An 18,593-nucleotide genomic window follows, 5' to 3' on the forward strand; every position below is an offset into this window, starting at 1 on the left:
TTGTCTCCTGGGTTTTCTTATTCGGGCTGGAGGTTGGCGGCCTTGGCCACCTTGGTCCAACGCGCAATGTCACTGGCGATGCGCTTGGACAGCGCAGATGCATCGGTGTCCCCGGGGTCCATGCCCTGCGCGTGCATCTTGTCCACCATGTCCTTTTCCTTGAGGATCTCGGCCACCGAGGCGCGCAGCTTGATGAGCACCGGCTCGGGCGTCCCTTTCGGGGCCATCAATGCAGTCCAGATGGGGACGTCGTAGCCGGGGAACCCTGATTCAGCTACCGTGGGAATGTCCGGGAAGACGGCCGAGCGCTTGCCGGTCGTCACCGCCAATGCCTTGAGCTTGCCCGCCTTGACCTGGGGCATTACGGCGGCGCTGTCGAGGATCCCGACTTGGACCTCTCCCCCCAAAAGCGCTGCAACCACCGGGCCCGAGCCGCGGTAGTTGATGTGATTGAACTTGACGTTCGACGCGCTGGAAAGCGTCTCGGCAACCAGTTGAAACGACGAGGAAGCCACACCGTGGTCAAGCATGCCGTCCTTGGTCTTCTTGCTGTAGCTGAGCAGCTCCGAGAGACTCTTCACAGGCAGCCCTGCGGGAACCGTCACGACAAGCGGAAATGAGCCGAGCAGCGCGATCGGTTCGAAATCTTTGACAGAGTCGTATCCGATGCTCTTCATGAGCACCGGATTCACTGTCAGCCCTCCACTGGATGACACAAGCAGCGTGTAGCCATCCGGCTTGGCTTTCGCCACGAAGTCGGTGGCAACGGCTGAGTTCGCGCCAGGCTTGTTGTCGACCACGAACGCCTGCTTCAGGCGGTCTTGAAGTTTGGCCGCAACCAAGCGGGCCAGGATGTCGTTGGTGCCGCCAGGGGCGAAACCCACGACGATCTTGACAGCCTTGTCGGGGTACTCCTGTGCAGCCGCGAGAGGCGCAACTCCAAGAAAAGTAGTGGTGGCGAGCGTGCTGCCAAGAATGCGCAGGATGATCCTGCGCGAGTGTGCCGGTGGCTTATGCATTGCGTTTGTCTCCGTTGGGCCGGTAGGGGCGACGTAATCAATCCATGTCCGCAGGGTGGATCGATAGTCCATTTTATGGACATCGTTCGACTTGCGTCAAATTCTGATCATGTCGTCCGCCTGGCGGACAAATCGCAGGCAACTGATTTAATTCATGAGACAGCAGCCTCCTTGCTTCCATAGCCCAGCATTGCCGACAGACTCTGGGCTTCCGTCTGCAATAGCTTCGTGATCTGCTTGAGACGCGCACCGTCCAACCTGACTTCGGGTCCGAACACCCCGATCGAGCCGGCGACTTGGGCATGCCTGTCAAAGAAGGGGACTGCGACAGCCACCGCGCCGGGAATCAGTTCGCTATGGCTGCTTGCAAATCCCCGTTTCCGGGTCTGCACCAGCTCCGCCTCCAACTCCTTGACGTTGACTTTGGTGCCCTGCACGTAGTCACGCAGTTCTTCGGAACTCGCCTCCATGTAAGCCAGGATTGCGCGCCCTGTCGCCCCGAGGGCGATGCGCTCGGTGTAGCCAACTCCACGCTTGAAATTCAGGGGCTGCGGACTTGGCAACTCGGCCACGCACAAGCGCAGTTCGCGCTGCGGAATGAACATGGCCACCGTCTCGTTGGTGGTCCGCCAAATCCGTCTCAAGACTGGCTCAGCCACGGCTGCGAGATCCAGGCTTGACGTCCACACATGCGCAAGCCGAGCGACCGCAGGACCGAGCCGAAAGCGCTGGGGCTCGCCAACAGAGACAAGAAATCCCTGCTCCTCCAGGGTGTAGAGCAACCGATACAGCGTCGGCCGCGACAGGTCTACGCGCTTGAGCAATTCGGACGGTGAAAGCTCGAAATCCTGCGCCGTGAATGCCAGCAGGATTTCCAGCGCACGTCCTACAGCGCGCACGTTTTCGTTCTTCTCCGCAGTAGCCAAGGGAACTCCTCTCAATTTTGATGGGCGAGGTCATATTGTCCGCCACATGGACATGTTGACCCAAAACCAAGAAAGTCCATACAATGGATTTCAAGTCCATTAAGCGGACAAAAAAGGAGACCCACCATGAGTTCGATCGTCCCGGTCACGTTGCTCTTTTCAGACGGCGTCGCGCATCGCTTGGACGTGCCGTGCGGCAAGAAAATCGTCGAAGCTGCCAGCGAGGCCGGACTGAATCTCCTGACCGACTGCTCCAATGGACAGTGCGGCACCTGTACCGCACAACTCCTCTCGGGTACGGTGGAGATGGAGGACTACGACACTGCAGTACTGCCTGACGAAGACCGCGACGCCGGCACCGTCCTGCCCTGCGTCTGCCGCGTGACCGGTCCCTGTGCAGTCGAGCTCCCCTACGAGTCCGCGGAAGCACTCGCAGAAGAGCCCGCCCCCATCGATGGCGAGGTCGTCGCTGTCAGTCGGATCGCGAGCGAGACCATGCGGCTCGAAATCTCCATTCCTGAGAGCATTCAGTTTGAACCGGGGCAGTACGTCCGCATTCACCCGGCGGGTACCGATTTCCATCGCTCGTACTCGATGGCCAATCTGCCTGGCAGCAACCATCTGGAGTTCTTCGTCCGCCTTGTGCCTGATGGTTCGTTCTCCAACTGGCTGAACGGCGCCAAGGCGGGCGACAAAGTCGAGTTGAGCGTTCCCCATGGGACGTTCTTCTTGCGCGATGAAGAACGCCCACGACTCTTCGTCGCGGGTGGCACCGGCGTAGCCCCCTTTCTTTCGATGTTGCGCAGCATGAATGGAAAGAGCCAGAGCCAGCCGACCACGGTGCTGATTGGTGCTCGCACCCCCGGGCACCTGTTCGCGCTGGACGAACTCAAGGCACTTCGTGAAGCAGTGCCACATGTGCAGGTAAGGCTGGCTGTGGAGCAAGACGCGAATGCGGAGTGCCATGAAGGCTATGCGACCGATCTCATCTCCGGCCTTGGCCTCGACCCTGCCACCAGGGTCTACCTCTGCGGTCCACCGCCGATGGTCGAAGCCGGCCGCAAGGCCGCGGAAGCGGCTGGCCTGCCTAAGCAGGACGTGCTCTGCGAACGATTTGCCTGATTACCCAGCCCTCGCTCAATCCCAACCGAGATAACCCATGATTCCGATCACTACCGAATCCCGCTACAACGCGATGATCAACCTGCGCAAGGGCGAGATCAGCCGCGAAATCTTCTCCGACAAGGAGATCTACCAGGAAGAACTGGAGAAGGTCTTTACCCGTGCGTGGCTGTTCGTCGGCCACGAGAGCCAAGTGCCCAATCCCGGTGACTTCTTCACCTCCCGCATGGGGGGTGAGTCGGTGATCCTGGCTCGCGACAAGAAAAAGAAAGTCCACGTGTTCCTGAACTCGTGCCGCCATCGCGGGATGAAGGTCTGCCAGTACGACCACGGCAACACGCAGATGTTCACCTGCCCGTATCACAGCTGGAGCTACACCACGGACGGCAAGCTGTTCGGCGTGCCCCAATACAAGAACCTCTACGAAGGCTGCTTGGAAAAGGAAGACTGGTCGCTGATCGAAGTGCCGAAGATGGAAATCTACAAAGGCACGGTGTGGGCAACCTGGGACAAGGACGCGCCGGACTTCATGACGTACCTTGGCGATGCCAAGATGCACCTGGATCTCGCGCTCGACTGCAGAGACGGCCGCGAAGGCGGCTCTGAGGTGCTGTTCGGCGTGCACAAGTGGATCATCCCGTGCAACTGGAAATTCGCAGCGGAGAACTTCCTCGGCGACACCTATCACAACGTCAGCCACCGCTCCGTGGACATGATCGGTATCGGCCCCTCCGCTGAAGCGGGCGCCAAGGGTCGCCGCGACAATGAGCTGGAGAAAGCCAAGCATCTGTGGGTGAACTTCCCAGCCGGCCACGGCGTCCACAGCGCGATCATGCCCGAGACATGGGAGTTCCTGGACACCTACCAGAACAACCCCATCGTCGCCGAATACTTCCGGGAGGCTCACGCCAAGCGCAAGGAACGGCTGGGCGCCGAACAACATCGGCTTGTGCCATTCGTCGGCACGATCTATCCGAATGTCTCGTTCCACGGCAACCAGCCGCGCAACCTGTGCGTATGGCATCCGCATGGTCCCGAGTCGACAGAAGCCTGGCGCTTCTTCCTTGTGGACGCTGACGCACCCCAGGAAGTCAAAGACTTCCTGCGCACCTATTACATGCGCTATTCAGGTCCGGCTGGCATGACGGAGCAAGACGACATGGAGAACTGGAACTACGCCACGGCGGGCAGCCGCGGGGTGATTGCCAAGCGCTACCCGTACAACTATGCCCAGTCGCTGGGCAAGGTCGAGGTCAACAGCCCTGTGGCAGGCAATGTGAGCTTGCAGGTCAGCGAAGAAAACCCGCGGCAGTTCTATCGCCGTTGGCGCGACTACATGAATGGTGCCGATTGGGACACCCTGCTGGGACGCAAGGACAAGGAGCCGGCGAGCTTCGCCGCCTGATCATGGGCGTTGTTATCGTCACTGGCGGCACGTTCGGCCTGGGTCAATCGATCACGGTCGAGCTCGCCAAGCGGGGGCATCAGGTCGTGGCCTTTGGCTTGGCTCAGCCGCAGGTATCCAGTACCGCTCACGGTTTCGACCATGTGAAGGCTGAGCTCAAAAGCGTGGACTGCGAGGCCGAGGTTCTGGAGGCGGACGTCTCCAATCCGGCGGACGTCCAAAAGGTCGTCGAGCACGCGCTCAAGAAGTATGGCGCGATCAATGGCTTGGTCAACAACGCGGCGATTGGACCGCTGGGAACGGTCCTCACGACAGACGAGTCGACATTCGATCGCATCGTGGACGTGAACCTCAAGGGCACCTACTTGATGTCGCGCGCCGTCCTGCCTCACATGATCCGCGCCGGCGGCGGCTCGATCGTCAACATCGGTTCCGGTGCAGGCTGGGGAAAGCCCAACATGGCGATCTACAGCGCCAGCAAGGGGGCCATCGTCGCCTTGAGCACCGCCATGGCATATGACCACTTCCATGATCACGTCCGTGTCAACGTCGCGATTCCAGGAGGGGGCGGCATCGTGTCCGGCATGAGCGTTGGCCGCGTGGGCGGAGATGTGAACGCCTTCAAGAGCAAACCGGCGCCCGGAACAGTCGCCGGCCGTCCCGCCAATGGGCGAGACCTCGCCAACGCCGTCGCGTTTCTGCTTTCCGAAGATGCAGCGGCAATCTCGGGAACCATCATTGACGTCGGCTGCTTCGCTCACCAGGGCGGCCCCATTCCAGTCACCCACTGACCCCCAAATACCAGGAGAAATCATGTCTGAACTCGCAGAACCGGTGGTTGAACTCGCCACCCGTCTTTCGCGCGACGCCAAATACTACGAAGTCAAGCGCGAGATCGAGGAGTTCCTCTACGACGAGGCCAACCTGCTGGACGACAGGCAGTTCAAGGAGTGGATCGACACACTCGCGGAGGACCTCGAGTACTTCATGCCCATGGAGTACAACGTCAAGGCGGGCGAACACGCTCGCCGCGAGCTCACCACGCGTGAGAAGCAGATGAGCTGGTTCAACGAAGGCAAGTGGACCCTGACCAAACGCGCAGAGCAGATCATGACCGGCGTGCACTGGGCCGAAGAGCCCTTGTCTCGCGTCAGCCGCCTCGTGAGCAACGTGCAGCTCACGGCCATGCAGGCCAACGGCGACGGCGATCTGGAGGTCGATGTGTCGAGTCGCTTCCTGACCTACCAGAACCGTTGCGAGTATGAACAATACTTCTTCGTGGGTGACCGAAAGGATCGAATCCGCAAGACTGCTGACGGCTGGAAGCTCTGCCGACGCGAGATCCGCATTCACCAGAACGTGCTTCTGGCCAAGAACCTCAGCATCTTTTTCTGAGGAGGTTCACGCCATGCTCAATCTCATGAGTGTCAAGCCGGGACAAGGTATCCGGCTGAAAAACGGCACGGTGGCTGAAGTCGTCGAGAACATCGGTGACGGAATCTGGCTGATGCTGCGCAACCCCGAAAGCGGAGACGACGAACTCGTCCACTGCGAAGAAATGGTGGAGTTGGCCGAGCTGGCGGCCGATTGACACCACCGTCAACCAATGACTCGATGGCCGCGTCCGCGGCCCGCGGAGCTCTAAGCGTGAATCCCCACGACTATCAATTTGCATTTGCACCGTACCGCCTGACCGGCACGGTCTACGGTCCCCTTCTGAACGACCGCAACTCACTCGAAGCACTGGGTGAGAGTGCGTTGCAGCCCCCCTACAAGGCGCCCCCTCAGGCGCCGGTGCTGTATGTCAAGCCACGAAACACGTTCCGTCTTTCCGGCATGAATGTCGCCACGACAAAGACGATTCCCGAGTGGGAGGTCGGTGGCTCGCTCGCCTTGATCGTCGGACGCACCGCTTGCCGCATTTCCGCGGGCGATGCACTGGACTACATCGCCGGCTACACCGTGGCGATCGACTTGAGCGTACCTCATGCAAGCTTCTACCGCCCCGCCATCCGATTCAAGGCCAGGGATGGATCACTGATCCTGAGCAATGGCGTTGTGTCAAGCGCAAGCATCGTAGATCCCAACGCATTGACCTTGAGAACCTATCTCGACAACAAGCTTGTTCAAGAGGGGCGTCTCGACGCAATGATCCGGCCGGCGGCACAACTTCTGGCAGACGTCACGGATTTCATGACGCTGTCCCCTGGAGACATCTTGCTGCTCGGTGTACCGAATGGTGCGCCGCGCGCACGTGCGGGACAGGACGTCGCAGTCGAGATCGACCAAGTCGGCACCGCACATGCCAGCTTCGTTGGAGGTGCTGAATGAAACGCGCACGCGTCGCCTACGCAGGCGCCATCCACGAGGCAATTCCTCATTCAGATGGGTTGCTTCTCGCCGATGGCCGGATCGTCAGCGAAGAATCCGTGGTCTGGCTTCCTCCTTTCGAAGTCGGCACCATCATCGCTTTGGGTCTCAACTACGCCGACCACGCCAAGGAACTGTCGTTCGGAGCGCAGGAAGAGCCTTTGGCCTTCCTCAAGGGCCCTGGCAGCGTGATCGGACATCGAGCTGTGACCAGACGCCCTGCAGACGTCAAGTTCATGCACTACGAGTGCGAACTCGCCGTCGTGATCGGCAAGGAGGCACGCAATGTCAATCGCGCCAACGCAATGGAACATGTGGCCGGCTACACGGTGGCAAATGACTACGCGATCCGGGATTACCTTGAGAACTGGTATCGCCCCAACCTGCGCGTCAAGAACCGCGACGGCGGCACCGTACTAGGCCCCTGGTTTGTCGATGCAGCCGATATCGGAGAGAAGGTAGAGCTACAGCTGCGCACGTTGGTCAACGGACAAGTGACACAGCAAGGCAATACGCGCGACTTCGTGTTCGACATTCCGTACCTCATCGAATACCTGAGCGCGTTCATGACGCTCTCTCCGGGCGACGTCATCCTCACAGGGACGCCCGAGGGTGTGGTCGACGTCAAGGTCGGGGATGAGGTCGTTTGCGAAATCGACGGCATCGGTTGTCTCGTGAACACCATCGCTGGCGACGAACTCTTTGGTCGCCAAGGCGCCCCCATTTGAAACCATTGGAATCACACATGCGAGTTGATCATCTCATCGGCGGCAAGTCCGTCAAGGGCTCGGACTACTTCGAGACCGTCAACCCCGCCACGCAGGAAGTGCTGGCCGAAGTCGCCTCGGGCGGCGAAGCCGAGGTCAACGCCGCGGTGGCCGCGGCCAAGGAAGCCTTTCCAAAGTGGGCCGGCATGCCCGCGCCCGAGCGCGCGAAGCTGATCCGCAAGCTCGGCGACCTGATCGCGAAGAACGTGCCCGAGATCGCACAGACCGAGACCAACGACTGCGGCCAGGTCATCGCCCAGACCGGCAAGCAGCTGGTGCCGCGCGCGGCCGACAACTTCTACTACTTCGCAGAGATGTGCACGCGCGTGGACGGCCACACCTATCCCACGCCCACGCACCTGAACTACACGCTGTTCCATCCGGTGGGCGTGTGCGCGCTCATCAGCCCGTGGAACGTGCCCTTCATGACGGCCACCTGGAAGGTCGCGCCCTGCCTGGCCTTCGGCAACACCGCCGTGCTGAAGATGAGCGAACTCTCGCCGCTGACAGCCGCGCGCCTGGGCGAGCTGGCGCTGGAAGCCGGCATTCCGCCAGGCGTGCTGAACCTGGTGCACGGCTACGGCAAGGAAGCCGGCGAGCCGCTGGTGGCGCACCCCGACGTGCGCGCCATCTCGTTCACCGGCTCCACCGCCACCGGCAACCGCATCGTGAAGAGCGCGGGCCTGAAGAAGTTCAGCATGGAACTCGGCGGCAAGAGCCCCTTCGTGATCTTCGACGACGCTGACCTCGACCGCGCGCTCGACGCGGCCGTGTTCATGATCTTCAGCAACAACGGCGAGCGCTGCACCGCCGGCTCGCGCATCCTGGTGCAGCAATCGATCTACGCCGACTTCGCAGCCAAGTTCGCCGAGCGCGCCAAGCGCATCACGGTGGGCGACCCGCTGGACGAGAAGACCATCGTCGGCCCGATGATCTCGCAGGCCCACCTGGCCAAGGTGCGCAGCTACATCGAGCTGGGCCCGAAGGAAGGCGCGACGCTGCTGTGCGGCGGGCTGGATGCGCCGTCGAACCTGCCGGATCGCGTGAAGAAAGGCAACTACGTGGTGCCCACCGTGTTCGCCGACGTGGACAACCGCATGAAGATCGCGCAGGACGAGATCTTCGGACCCGTCGCATGCCTCATTCCCTTCAAGGACGAGGCGCACGCCATCGAGCTGGCCAACGACATCCAGTACGGCCTCTCCAGCTACGTGTGGACCGAGAACATCGGCAAGGCCCACCGCGTGGCCGCCGCCGTCGAGGCCGGCATGTGCTTCGTCAACAGCCAGAACGTGCGCGACCTGCGCCAGCCCTTCGGCGGCACCAAGGCATCGGGCACCGGCCGCGAAGGCGGCACCTGGAGCTACGAGGTGTTCTGCGAGCCGAAGAACGTGGCGGTGTCGCTGGGCTCGCACCACATTCCGCACTGGGGAGTCTGAGCATGGGGACGCTCGCCCTCGCGGCCAAGATCACGCACGTTCCCTCGCTTTATCTCAGCGAGCTGGATGGACCGCGCAAGGGCAGTCGTCAATCTGCGATAGACGGCCTGAAGACGATCGGTTTGCGCTGCCGCGAGCTGGGCGTCGACACCATCGTGGTCTTCGACACACATTGGCTGGTCAACGCGAGTTACCACCTGAATTGCGCCCCTCATTTCAAAGGTGTCTATACCAGCAACGAGCTTCCCCATTTCATCAGCAACATGCCGTATGAGATTCCAGGCAACCCGGGTCTCGGCAGGCTGTTAGCGAAATCCTGCAACGAATGGGGCGTCGAGACGCTCGCACATGATGCCACTACGCTGGGCCCGGAATACGGCACCCTGGTTCCCATGCGATACATGAACGAGGACCTGTATTTCAAGGTGATCTGCGTTTCGGCCCTGTGCACCAGCCACTACTTGAACGACAGCGCCAGATTGGGTTGGGCCATGCGCCGCGCGGTGGAGGAGCACTACGACGGGACCGTGGCATTTTTTGCGAGCGGCTCCCTGTCTCATCGATTTGCCCAGAACGGGCTCGCGCCACAGTATGCCGACCGGGTCTGGAGTCCGCTGCTCGAGCGCATGGATCATGACGTCGTGAAGATGTGGGAGGACGGCGAATGGGCCGACTTCTGCGCAATGCTTCCCGAGTACGCGTCCAAAGGCCACGGCGAGGGGTTCATGCACGACACAGCCATGGTGCTTGGCGCACTGGGGTGGTCTGCCTATGACGGCAGGGCCGAGGTGGTTACACCCTACTTCGGCTCTTCGGCCACAGGACAGATCAACGCGCTCTTCCCAGTGACGCCGCAAGACGGTCGAGCCATTCCGAAGCCACAAGCGTCCAGTGCCGACGGCTTCCAGACAGTCTCTCGACTGTAGGCTGTCCAGCATCTATCGAACAATGCCTCATCTGATCGTTCTCTACACACCGAACATCGAAAGCCGCACCGATTTGACAGCGCTATGTCGGCGCCTGGCCGACGTCATGCTCGATCAGCGCGACGAGACGGGCCGTCAAGTTTTCCCGACGGGCGGTACACGAGTGTTGGCCTATCCGGCTACGCACCATGCCGTGGCCGACTGCAAGAACGACTATGCGTTCGTCTACCTGAATCTGCGAATGGGCTCAGGCCGTTCGGCGGCAGTGAAAAAAAGGGCCGGCGACGAACTCATGGATGCAGTCAAAGCCCATTTCGAACCGATCTTCAGCAGTCAGTTGATGGGCTGCACTCTGCAGATCGACGAGAGTCCAGGACAGGTTTACGACGGAAAGCACAGCAACCTGCACCCCCTCTTCAACAAGGAAAAGTGATCTTCATGCTCAATGACAACTTGATTCATCAGCTCGCGACTGAGCTTCACGCGAGCGAGAAATCCCGCGTACAGGTCGAGCATTTCTCCAAGCGTTTTCCGGAAATGAACATCCAGGATGGTTACGCCATCTCGCGCGCCTGGATGAAGCTCAAGCTGGCCGAAGGCCGCATCATCAAGGGACACAAGATCGGCCTGACTTCTCGCGCCATGCAGCAAGCCAGCCAGATCACCGAGCCCGACTACGGAACACTGCTCGACGACATGTTCTTCGAGCCCGGCGACATCCCCTCCGACCGCTTCATAGCACCTCGCGTGGAAGTCGAGCTCGCCTTCATCCTGAAGGACAAGCTCGAAGGCGAAGGTACGACGGTCGCCGATGTGCTCGCGGCCACCGAGTATGTCCAGCCCGCGATTGAGATCATCGACTCTCGGATCGAACAGTTCGACCGGCACACGAAGGTCATGCGGAAGGTGTACGACACGATCAGCGACAACGCCGCCAACGCGGGGATCATTCTCGGTGGCCGAAAGGCCACACCTTCCGAGATCGATCTCCCCTGGTGCGGTGCCGTGTTGAGGCAGAACGGCGTCGTCGAGGAGACCGGTCTTGCCGCCGGCGTCCAAGGGCACCCCGCGGTCGGGATTGCTTGGTTGGCTCAAAAGCTTGCGCCTTGGGGTGAGTCCCTGCAGCGCGGTCAGGTCGTCCTCGCAGGATCGTTCACCCGGCCCGTCGCGGCGAAACGTGGCGACGTTTTCGATGCCGACTACGGTACGTTGGGCCGGTTCGAGTTCCGCTTCATTTGAGGGCTGGTCATGCATATGCCTCTGAACACCTTCAAGCAAGCGATTCGCAGCGCACAAGTCCAACTGGGTCTCTGGGTCGGATTCGCCGACCCCTATGTCGCAGAAGCACTCGCGACAACTGGCTATGACTGGCTCCTCATCGATGGAGAACATGCCCCCAACGATCTGAGGAGCGTCCTGGCTCAACTGCAGGCAGTCGCCGCGTACAGGTCTCACCCGGTCGTGCGTCCTCCCGAGGGAACGGTGGCCGGTATCAAGCAGCTTCTAGATCTCGGTGCACAGACTCTGCTGATCCCAATGGTGGAGACAGCACAGCAGGCTGGGCAACTCGTGGCTGCAACGCGCTACCCGCCCGAAGGCATCCGGGGCGTGGGTAGCGCTCTCGCGCGATCCTCCCGCTGGAACCAGATCGACGGGTATCTCACCAAGGCCGCAGACGACATTTGCCTTCTGGTTCAAGTCGAAAGCGCTGCAGCACTCACCCAGGTTGGTGAAATTGCGATGGTCGATGGCGTGGATGGCGTGTTCTTCGGACCGGCGGACCTGTCAGCTTCGATGGGCCTGCTGGGTCAGCCTGGCCATCCTAAAGTCCAGGAAGCCATCATCCAGGGCATCCGCTCGGTTGTCGCCGCAGGCAAGGCGGCAGGCGTATTGTCCGCAGACCAGTCGCTGTCCAGAAAGTATCTGGAGGCAGGTGCGACCTTCGTTGCCGTAGGCGTCGATACGACGCTTCTGGTGCGCGCAGCCAAGGATCTGCTGGGCCAGTTCAGGGGAGCGCCTGCCGCGCCCGCTCTTTCTTCAGGAGCATACTGATGCTGCAGCTTCAAGACTCATCTCTGCTGCGCTCGCAGATCTTCGTGGACGGCCAGTGGCTCAACGATGCGGGCACCCAACCCATCGAGGTTCGCAATCCTTCCAATGGCTCCCTTGTCGGAACTGTCCCGTGCGCCGGCGGACTCGAAACTCGTCGAGCAATCCTGGCCGCAGATGCAGCCTTCCGCGACTGGAGCCGCACCACCGCCGAGCACCGGGCGCGCATCTTGCGCCGCTGGTACGAGCTGATGCTTGCGCACCAGGACGACCTGGCAGCGATCATGACCGCAGAGCAGGGAAAGCCGCTCGCGGAGGCCAAGGGCGAGATTGGCTATGCCGCCTCTTACATCGAATGGTTCGCCGAGGAGGCCAAACGCACTTACGGGGACGTCGTGCCATCCCCCTGGTCCGACAAGCAGATTCTGGTCAAACGCGAGCCGGTGGGTGTTTGTGCAGCCATCACGCCCTGGAACTTCCCTGCAGCCATGATCACCCGCAAGGTGGCACCGGCTTTGGCCGCGGGATGCACGATCATCGTCAAACCGGCGGAACAGACGCCGCTTTCAGCGCTGGCCTTGGTGGCCCTCGCACAACGAGCCGGCGTTCCTGCAGGCGTCTTGAACGTGATAACAGGAAAGGCGCGGGAAATCGGCGCAGAGCTGACGAGCAATCCGGTCGTTCGCAAGCTCAGCTTCACGGGCTCCACGGAGGTTGGCCGCATCCTTGCGGCTCAGTGCGCTCCGTCTCTCAAGAGGCTTTCGCTCGAGCTCGGTGGCAATGCGCCATTCATCGTCTTCGACGATGCGGATGTCGACGCTGCCGTCGAGGGTGCAATCGCCTCCAAGTACCGCAACAGCGGCCAGACTTGCGTCTGTGCGAACCGACTTCTTGTGCAAGAAGGCATCCACGACGTCTTCGTCGCCAAGCTGTCTGCCGCCGTGAAAGCCCTTAAGGTCGGCGATGGTCGGGACGCCAATGTTCAGCAAGGCCCGCTGATCGACACCGATGCGTTGGACAAGGTGCAGGCGCTGCTCGCAGACGCGCTCGGCAAGGGCGCCCGGATCGTCGCGGGTGGAACACCCCATCTTCTGGGAGGTACCTTCTTCGAGCCGACGGTTATTGCTGACGTGACGGGCGAGATGAAGATTGCCAATGAAGAAATCTTCGGTCCGGTGGCCCCGATCATCCGGTTCGGTACAGAAGAAGAGGCCGTCACGATCGCCAACTCATCGGAGTTCGGTCTTGCCTCTTACTTCTACTCGCGCGATATCGCTCGTGTCTGGAGAGTGGCCGATGCCATGCAAGCCGGGATGGTCGGCATCAACACGGGGATCATCAGCACCGCGGTCGCCCCTTTTGGCGGCATCAAGCAATCGGGCATGGGCCGCGAGGGATCGCGAGTGGGCATCGAAGAGTACATGCACACCAAGTACATGTGTGTCGGCGGTTTGAACCAGGAAAAGAGGTGAACGCACGATGGAAACCGAAGCAAACCTTCGAACCGATCTCGCCAATTGCTACCGGCTCTTCGACTGGCTGGGCTGGAGCGAACTCATCTTCAACCACATCACGATCCGCGTACCGGCGCCTGCGGAGGAAAAGCCGCAGTACCTGATCAACCCGTTCGGCCTGCACTATTCAGAGGTCACGCCACACAATCTGGTGCGCATCGACGTCGACGGGAATATCCGAGACGGCAGCACCGCACGCGTGAACAAGGCTGGCTTCATCATCCACAGCGCCATCCATGCTGCACGGGATGACGCCCACTGCATCATGCACGTGCATACCACTGCGGGGTGCGCTATCTCTTGCAAGGAAGAAGGGCTGCGTCACGACAACTTCTACAGCGCCATGCTGTATGGGGATGTCGCTTATCACGACTACGAGGGCGTCACGACCAATGAAGACGAGCAGCCTCGGCTGGTTGCTTCCCTCGGGAAGAAGTGCCATCTGATCCTTCGCAACCATGGCCTGCTGGTCGTCGGTCCCGACATTCCCACGGCATTCAACAGGTTGTGGATTTTGCAGCGCGGCTGCGAAATACAACTGGCCTCTGACGGTGGTCGCGGCTCCAATCGGGAAATCCCGGCTGAAATCCTCAAGACCGTTCCGGAAACGCGCGTCGCTAGCGGCAGTGAGATCCATCGCCTGATCTTCGATGCAATGCTGCGACGAGCGGGCATCGCAGGGTAATCAGCGCCGGCATTCCTCATCTAGCGTCGGCCGCGGTGCCGCGTTGCAAATTCAAGGCTAGTTCGACGAAGGAACTTGGCGAAAGCTTCGCTTGCCGGCGAGAGAGATCTCTCGTGCTTGGTCACGATGGAGATGACACGCTCGACGATAGGGCGTGTCAGGCGCCGGATGGCAAGACCCGGCGTGCGCGCAACGACAGAAGAGGGAACGACGGTGACACCCAGGCCACTAGCCGCAAGGGCGACCGCGGTCCCCAACAGCGTGACCTCATGGACGATCCGTAGGCTCACTCCCGCTTCTGCAGCCGCGATTTCTATCTTTCGACGAATCCCATAGCCAGGGCGAACGGTCACAATCGGCAGCGCGGAAAGCTGCCTCCATGTCATTGACGTCCCTTCCGGAAAACCATCCGAAGTGCCCGCCGCAGCGACCAGAACGTCGTGCATCACGGCGTCCTCCCGAAGACCGGGAACTGGAGCCTCTAGGGTTCCAACCGCAAAATCGACACGCTCCGCAGCGACAGCTTCCACAAAATCACTTGGTGTTACTTCGAAGATCTCGATGGTGATGCCGGGGTGCTCACGCTCGAACTGCCGAAGTGCATGCGGCAGCAAAGTCTGAGCGACCGCGGCGGTGGCCGCGACTCGGATTCGTCCCTCTGATACATCCGTCAGCCGCCGCGTCGCCGCCGCCATCGCATGGAGCTCTGTCAGGGCGCGCTCCGCATAGTCGATGACCTGCGATGCGGCTTCGGTTCTTCGCAGAATCCTCGTACTGCGATCGAACAAGCGCAATCCCAAGCGCTCTTCCAGTTCCTTCAGGAGAACGCTCACCGCCGGCTGCGTCAGAGATAACTCCCGAGCTGCGGCCGAGACACTGCCAGATCGATAGACCGCCACGAAAGCTCGCAGCTGGCGTACTGAGGGCAGAAAATATAAAGATGCTTTATGAATCGACATGGAAGATTCATTTCCTATTTTCTTTGGCTCTGACTGTAATCAGGGGACTGCTCTCAAGATCAAGGAAAACAATGTCGCCACCTCTTCATTCTCAGGTACTGATCGTGGGCGCCGGCCCAGTTGGACTGACACTCGCTATCGACTTGGCTCAACGTGGCATCTCGGTGCTCGTCGCAGAGATTCGCCATCGGGGCGAGGCGCCAAACGTCAAATGCAATCATGTTTCGGCTCGCTCCATGGAGATCTTCCGTCGATTGGGAGTAGCCCATGCGGTTCGGAACGCAGGCCTTCCGCCCCACTATCCCAACGACGTCTCCTACCGGACTACTTTCACAGGAGACGAGCTCTCTCGCATCAAGATACCGGCCCGCGAGCATCGATACACCGACAAGAGCGGGCCAGACGGCTGGTGGCCGACACCCGAACCCCCGCATCGGATCAATCAGATCTATCTTGAACCGATCCTGTTCGCACACGCGCAAGCTACAGCCGGAGTTCGAATCCTCAATCGCGTGCGTGTCGATGGGTTCACTCAGGACGCTGAAGGCGTAGACGCCATCGGAATCCTCTTGGATGACGGCAAGAGGATTCGGATTCGCTGCCAATACATGATCGGCTGCGATGGCGGCAAATCTTTCGTGAGAAAAGCGATCGGTGCCAAGTTCTCAGGCACCGATGTGGTTGGCCGCGTCCAGTCGACATTCTTTCGAGCACCGGATCTGCTTTCTCGGGCCAAGGACGCTCCGGCATGGGCTACGTTTTCACTGAACCCCAGGCGCAGTGGCAACGTGTACGCAATCGATGGTCGGGAAACGTTCCTTTTGCACAACTACCTGCGCGCGGACGAAACGGACTTTGAAGCCGTTGATCGCGACTGGGCGATCCGCACGATCCTGGGCGTAGGGCAAGATTTCCAGTACGAAGTCATCTCCAAGGAGGACTGGATTGGACGTCGTCTGGTAGCCGACAAGTTTCGAGATCGGCGCGTCTTCATTTGCGGCGACGCCTGCCATCTCTGGATTCCCATGGCAGGCTACGGCATGAATGCGGGGATTGCCGACGCGATGAACCTTTCATGGCAACTGGCCGCGCGACTGAACGGATGGGGTGGCGAAGGCATTCTCAACGCCTACGAAGCCGAAAGGATGCCCCTCACCGAGCAGGTGTCGAAATTCGCGATGAACCACGCTCTCGCGTTACAGAAGGAGCGCGAGGGCGTGCCGGCGGACATCGAACAGCTTGGCGCGGAAGGACAGGCCGCGCGAAAGATAGCAGGCCAGGCGCTATACGACTTGAACGTCAAGCAATACTGTTGTGGCGGCTTGAATTTCGGCTACTTCTACGACGCATCGCCCTTGATAGTCTACGACGGACAGGAGCCACCCGATTACTCCATGGACCAGTTCACGCCGTCTACCGTTCCAGGATGCCGTACTCCGCACTTCTGGCTGGAAGACGGCACCTCTCTCTATGATGTCCTCGGACCTGAGTACACCCTCCTACGGATGGATCCTACGATCCAAATTGATGCCATTCGTGCAGCAGCTATGCAACGCGGTGTTCCGCTGAAAGTCCTTGACGTCATTTCACCCGAAACAGTTCGGCTCTACCCGTACAAGCTTGTCCTCTCACGGCCGGATCAGCACATTGCTTGGCGCGGCAATGCTGTTCCAGACAACGCTATTCAGCTCGTTGACCTTGTCCGAGGATGCGCCACACAAGCCCACTCGACTCAAGACAAGTGAGTTGGCTCTGAGCAGACTCGACCAAACAGGTGGCACACACCAATCCGGTCAGCCTGAAGGTGATGCTGAGCAAGCTGGTACACCGACAAGAGTCTTCTCCCTTACCAAGGGCATCGGCCTGCTAGCCCCGTTACCGCTCTATTCAATCGAGACGGTTTACTGAGTTTCCAGAGCCGCACCGCCTCATCAACCACAGAGAATGCTCACCCTCCGACTGGAAGCACTTTTTTGGAGGAGCGAGGCCCCATCTTCAATACTGCGACGAGCGCAGCCAAAAAGAAGATCACCGAGTAATGCGCTGGCGCGAAGGCGCTTCGCGTCATCTGCTGAATCAAGGTCACGAAGAAGAGGGAGAATCCCCCGAAGATCGTTGCGGCAATGTTGTAGACGATAGACAGGCCCAATCCGCGGATCTGTGTTGGAAAAAGCTCGGAGAGATAGGTAGGACACGGAGCGTAGGCAGCCGCAATCAGGATGGCGAACCAAAGCTCCACGAGAAGCAATGAAACGAAGCTCGGCGCGGCGATGATGTACATATACGCCGGATAGATCGTGAGAGTAAAAAGTGCCAGTGCACCGAGCAGCATAATTCGACGTCCAAACATGTCGCACGCCAAGCCGAATATCGGGATCAGCATCATACGGAAGACAATAGCCACCAGCAGTGCGATAAATGCATCGCCTTGCGGCATTCCTAGCGTCTGTTGTGCGTACAGAGGCAAGTAGGTGATGATCACATAAGACATCACATTGATTGAGGCACTCACTGTTGTTCCAGTAATGATCTCCGGTACGAAGTGACGCCAGATCTTTACAGACGGAGCAGGCGCCATCGCTACTCGCGTGAACTCTTCCGGCTCGTGCAGGTGGCGGCGGATATACAAGCCTGCAGGCCCAATTAGGAGGCCGACGAAAAATGGCAGTCGCCACGCCCAGCTATCAATGGTCTCCTGCGAGAAGACTTTAAACAGCAACGCTCCCACCACCGTAGACAGCAGCGCGCCAGAGGCCTGAGCAAACATCTGCCAGCTTCCGTAATAGCCCTTCCGGTGTGCAGGGGCCATCTCGATCAGATACGAGGTTGCACTGCCAAACTCTCCGCCCGCTGAAAACCCCTGGAGCAGCCTGGCCACTGCAATCAGCGCTGTGGCCCAAAGACCCGCTTGTGCAAAGGTTGGCGCGAAGGCGATCATTGCCGTCGATACGAACATCAGCCATATCACCAGCGTCATTGCAGGTTTTCTGCCAACCTTGTCTGCGTACCAGCCCAGAAGTATGGCGCCCAGCGGACGGGCGATGAAGCCGATCCCGATGCTCAGCGTCGCAAGCAATAGCGCCGCCTGAGGGTCGCTTTGCGGAAAGAACAACTTGCTGATGGTCGCAGCCAGGAAGCCATAGACGATGAAGTCGTACCACTCCAGTGCATTTCCGATCGTTGCCGCGAGGATAATTTTCCACGGCTTTTTTTCCCAGGCCTTGGCCGTCGATTCTGTTTCCACTACAGCAATTTCCTCTTCATCGTGTCCATCCAACCAGAGGTAACCAAAGCCCCGTTTTCAGCAAGCGGGATTTCGGTTGGCACCTTGTTCATCGCCGCCAAACATGACGGCAATACAAGTATGTGACGCACGTTCGGAGACGCCTACTGCGATTCACGGATCATGATT

General features: G+C 60.0%; 19 protein-coding genes. 15 read left to right on the forward strand and 4 right to left on the reverse strand.

From position 1 onward, the window contains the following. Positions 1–17 precede the first annotated feature (17 nt). Together FHY06_RS13320 and FHY06_RS13325 are read right to left on the reverse strand one after the other, a co-directional pair. A complete protein-coding gene (locus FHY06_RS13320) occupies positions 18–1,019 on the reverse strand; it encodes a Bug family tripartite tricarboxylate transporter substrate binding protein (protein ID WP_184605423.1) in 1,002 nt (333 codons plus the stop codon). A gap of 152 nt (positions 1,020–1,171) precedes the next feature. Beyond that, positions 1,172–1,945, reverse strand: a complete 774-nt coding sequence (locus tag FHY06_RS13325; protein WP_184605424.1) for an IclR family transcriptional regulator — start codon at positions 1,943–1,945, stop codon at positions 1,172–1,174. A 126-nt stretch (positions 1,946–2,071) separates the two neighbouring features. On the opposite strand from FHY06_RS13325, the gene FHY06_RS13330 reads away from it, so the two are divergent. The 14 genes from FHY06_RS13330 to FHY06_RS13395 are packed head-to-tail and all read left to right on the forward strand — an operon-like array spanning position 2,072 to position 14,222. Continuing rightward, positions 2,072–3,067, forward strand: a complete 996-nt coding sequence (locus tag FHY06_RS13330; protein ID WP_184605425.1) for a 2Fe-2S iron-sulfur cluster-binding protein — start codon at positions 2,072–2,074, stop codon at positions 3,065–3,067. 37 nt (positions 3,068–3,104) lie between these two features. Continuing rightward, positions 3,105–4,472 carry an aromatic ring-hydroxylating oxygenase subunit alpha gene (locus tag FHY06_RS13335; RefSeq protein WP_184605426.1) on the forward strand — a complete coding sequence of 456 codons (1,368 nt, stop codon included), beginning with the start codon at positions 3,105–3,107 and terminating at the stop codon, positions 4,470–4,472. 2 nt (positions 4,473–4,474) lie between these two features. Further along, the gene (locus FHY06_RS13340) at positions 4,475–5,263 is read left to right on the forward strand and encodes an SDR family NAD(P)-dependent oxidoreductase (protein WP_184605427.1); all 789 of its coding nucleotides are present in this window, start codon (positions 4,475–4,477) and stop codon (positions 5,261–5,263) included. Between the two features lie 22 nt (positions 5,264–5,285). After that, positions 5,286–5,867 (forward strand): 3-phenylpropionate/cinnamic acid dioxygenase subunit beta, encoded by a 582-nt coding sequence (locus FHY06_RS13345; protein WP_184605428.1) that lies wholly within the window; start codon positions 5,286–5,288, stop codon positions 5,865–5,867. Positions 5,868–5,880: 13 nt separating this feature from the next. After that, positions 5,881–6,063, forward strand: a complete 183-nt coding sequence (locus FHY06_RS13350) for a hypothetical protein (RefSeq protein WP_184605429.1) — start codon at positions 5,881–5,883, stop codon at positions 6,061–6,063. A gap of 56 nt (positions 6,064–6,119) precedes the next feature. Then, on the forward strand, positions 6,120–6,803 hold the full coding sequence (locus tag FHY06_RS13355; RefSeq protein ID WP_311733688.1) for a fumarylacetoacetate hydrolase family protein: 684 nt from the start codon (positions 6,120–6,122) through the stop codon (positions 6,801–6,803). Continuing rightward, the gene (locus FHY06_RS13360) at positions 6,800–7,570 is read left to right on the forward strand and encodes a fumarylacetoacetate hydrolase family protein (RefSeq protein ID WP_184605431.1); all 771 of its coding nucleotides are present in this window, start codon (positions 6,800–6,802) and stop codon (positions 7,568–7,570) included. Before FHY06_RS13355 ends, FHY06_RS13360 begins: the two co-directional genes overlap by 4 nt. Positions 7,571–7,587: 17 nt before the next feature. Beyond that, on the forward strand, positions 7,588–9,048 hold the full coding sequence (gene hpaE / locus FHY06_RS13365) for a 5-carboxymethyl-2-hydroxymuconate semialdehyde dehydrogenase (protein ID WP_184605432.1): 1,461 nt from the start codon (positions 7,588–7,590) through the stop codon (positions 9,046–9,048). Positions 9,049–9,050: 2 nt separating this feature from the next. Next, positions 9,051–9,974: a 3,4-dihydroxyphenylacetate 2,3-dioxygenase gene (gene hpaD / locus FHY06_RS13370; RefSeq protein WP_184605433.1), complete on the forward strand. Its 924-nt coding sequence runs from the start codon at positions 9,051–9,053 to the stop codon at positions 9,972–9,974. 22 nt (positions 9,975–9,996) lie between these two features. Beyond that, positions 9,997–10,407, forward strand: a complete 411-nt coding sequence (locus FHY06_RS13375; protein ID WP_184605434.1) for a 5-carboxymethyl-2-hydroxymuconate Delta-isomerase — start codon at positions 9,997–9,999, stop codon at positions 10,405–10,407. Positions 10,408–10,412: 5 nt separating this feature from the next. Beyond that, on the forward strand, positions 10,413–11,213 hold the full coding sequence (hpaH, locus tag FHY06_RS13380; protein ID WP_184605435.1) for a 2-oxo-hept-4-ene-1,7-dioate hydratase: 801 nt from the start codon (positions 10,413–10,415) through the stop codon (positions 11,211–11,213). Between the two features lie 9 nt (positions 11,214–11,222). Beyond that, on the forward strand, positions 11,223–12,026 hold the full coding sequence (gene hpaI, locus FHY06_RS13385; protein ID WP_184605436.1) for a 4-hydroxy-2-oxoheptanedioate aldolase: 804 nt from the start codon (positions 11,223–11,225) through the stop codon (positions 12,024–12,026). Further along, positions 12,026–13,495: an NAD-dependent succinate-semialdehyde dehydrogenase gene (locus FHY06_RS13390; RefSeq protein WP_184605437.1), complete on the forward strand. Its 1,470-nt coding sequence runs from the start codon at positions 12,026–12,028 to the stop codon at positions 13,493–13,495. The genes hpaI and FHY06_RS13390 overlap by 1 nt, the downstream gene beginning before the upstream one ends. A 7-nt stretch (positions 13,496–13,502) precedes the next feature. Then, the gene (locus tag FHY06_RS13395) at positions 13,503–14,222 is read left to right on the forward strand and encodes a class II aldolase/adducin family protein (RefSeq protein ID WP_184605438.1); all 720 of its coding nucleotides are present in this window, start codon (positions 13,503–13,505) and stop codon (positions 14,220–14,222) included. A gap of 20 nt (positions 14,223–14,242) precedes the next feature. Here the strand turns inward: FHY06_RS13395 and FHY06_RS13400 are convergent, their stop codons facing one another. After that, the gene (locus FHY06_RS13400; protein ID WP_184605439.1) at positions 14,243–15,181 is read right to left on the reverse strand and encodes a LysR family transcriptional regulator; all 939 of its coding nucleotides are present in this window, start codon (positions 15,179–15,181) and stop codon (positions 14,243–14,245) included. A 71-nt stretch (positions 15,182–15,252) separates the two neighbouring features. Between FHY06_RS13400 and FHY06_RS13405 the strand changes: the two genes are divergently transcribed. Next, positions 15,253–16,926 (forward strand): FAD-dependent oxidoreductase, encoded by a 1,674-nt coding sequence (locus tag FHY06_RS13405; protein ID WP_184605671.1) that lies wholly within the window; start codon positions 15,253–15,255, stop codon positions 16,924–16,926. Positions 16,927–17,129: 203 nt separating this feature from the next. Here the strand turns inward: FHY06_RS13405 and FHY06_RS13410 are convergent, their stop codons facing one another. Further along, complete coding sequence (locus FHY06_RS13410) at positions 17,130–18,425, reverse strand: MFS transporter (protein WP_184605440.1); 1,296 nt, start codon at positions 18,423–18,425, stop codon at positions 17,130–17,132. Positions 18,426–18,593 lie beyond the last annotated feature (168 nt).

It is taken from the genome of Variovorax atrisoli, from assembly GCF_014195185.1.
Taxonomy (GTDB): Bacteria; Pseudomonadota; Gammaproteobacteria; order Burkholderiales; family Burkholderiaceae_C; genus Variovorax; species Variovorax atrisoli.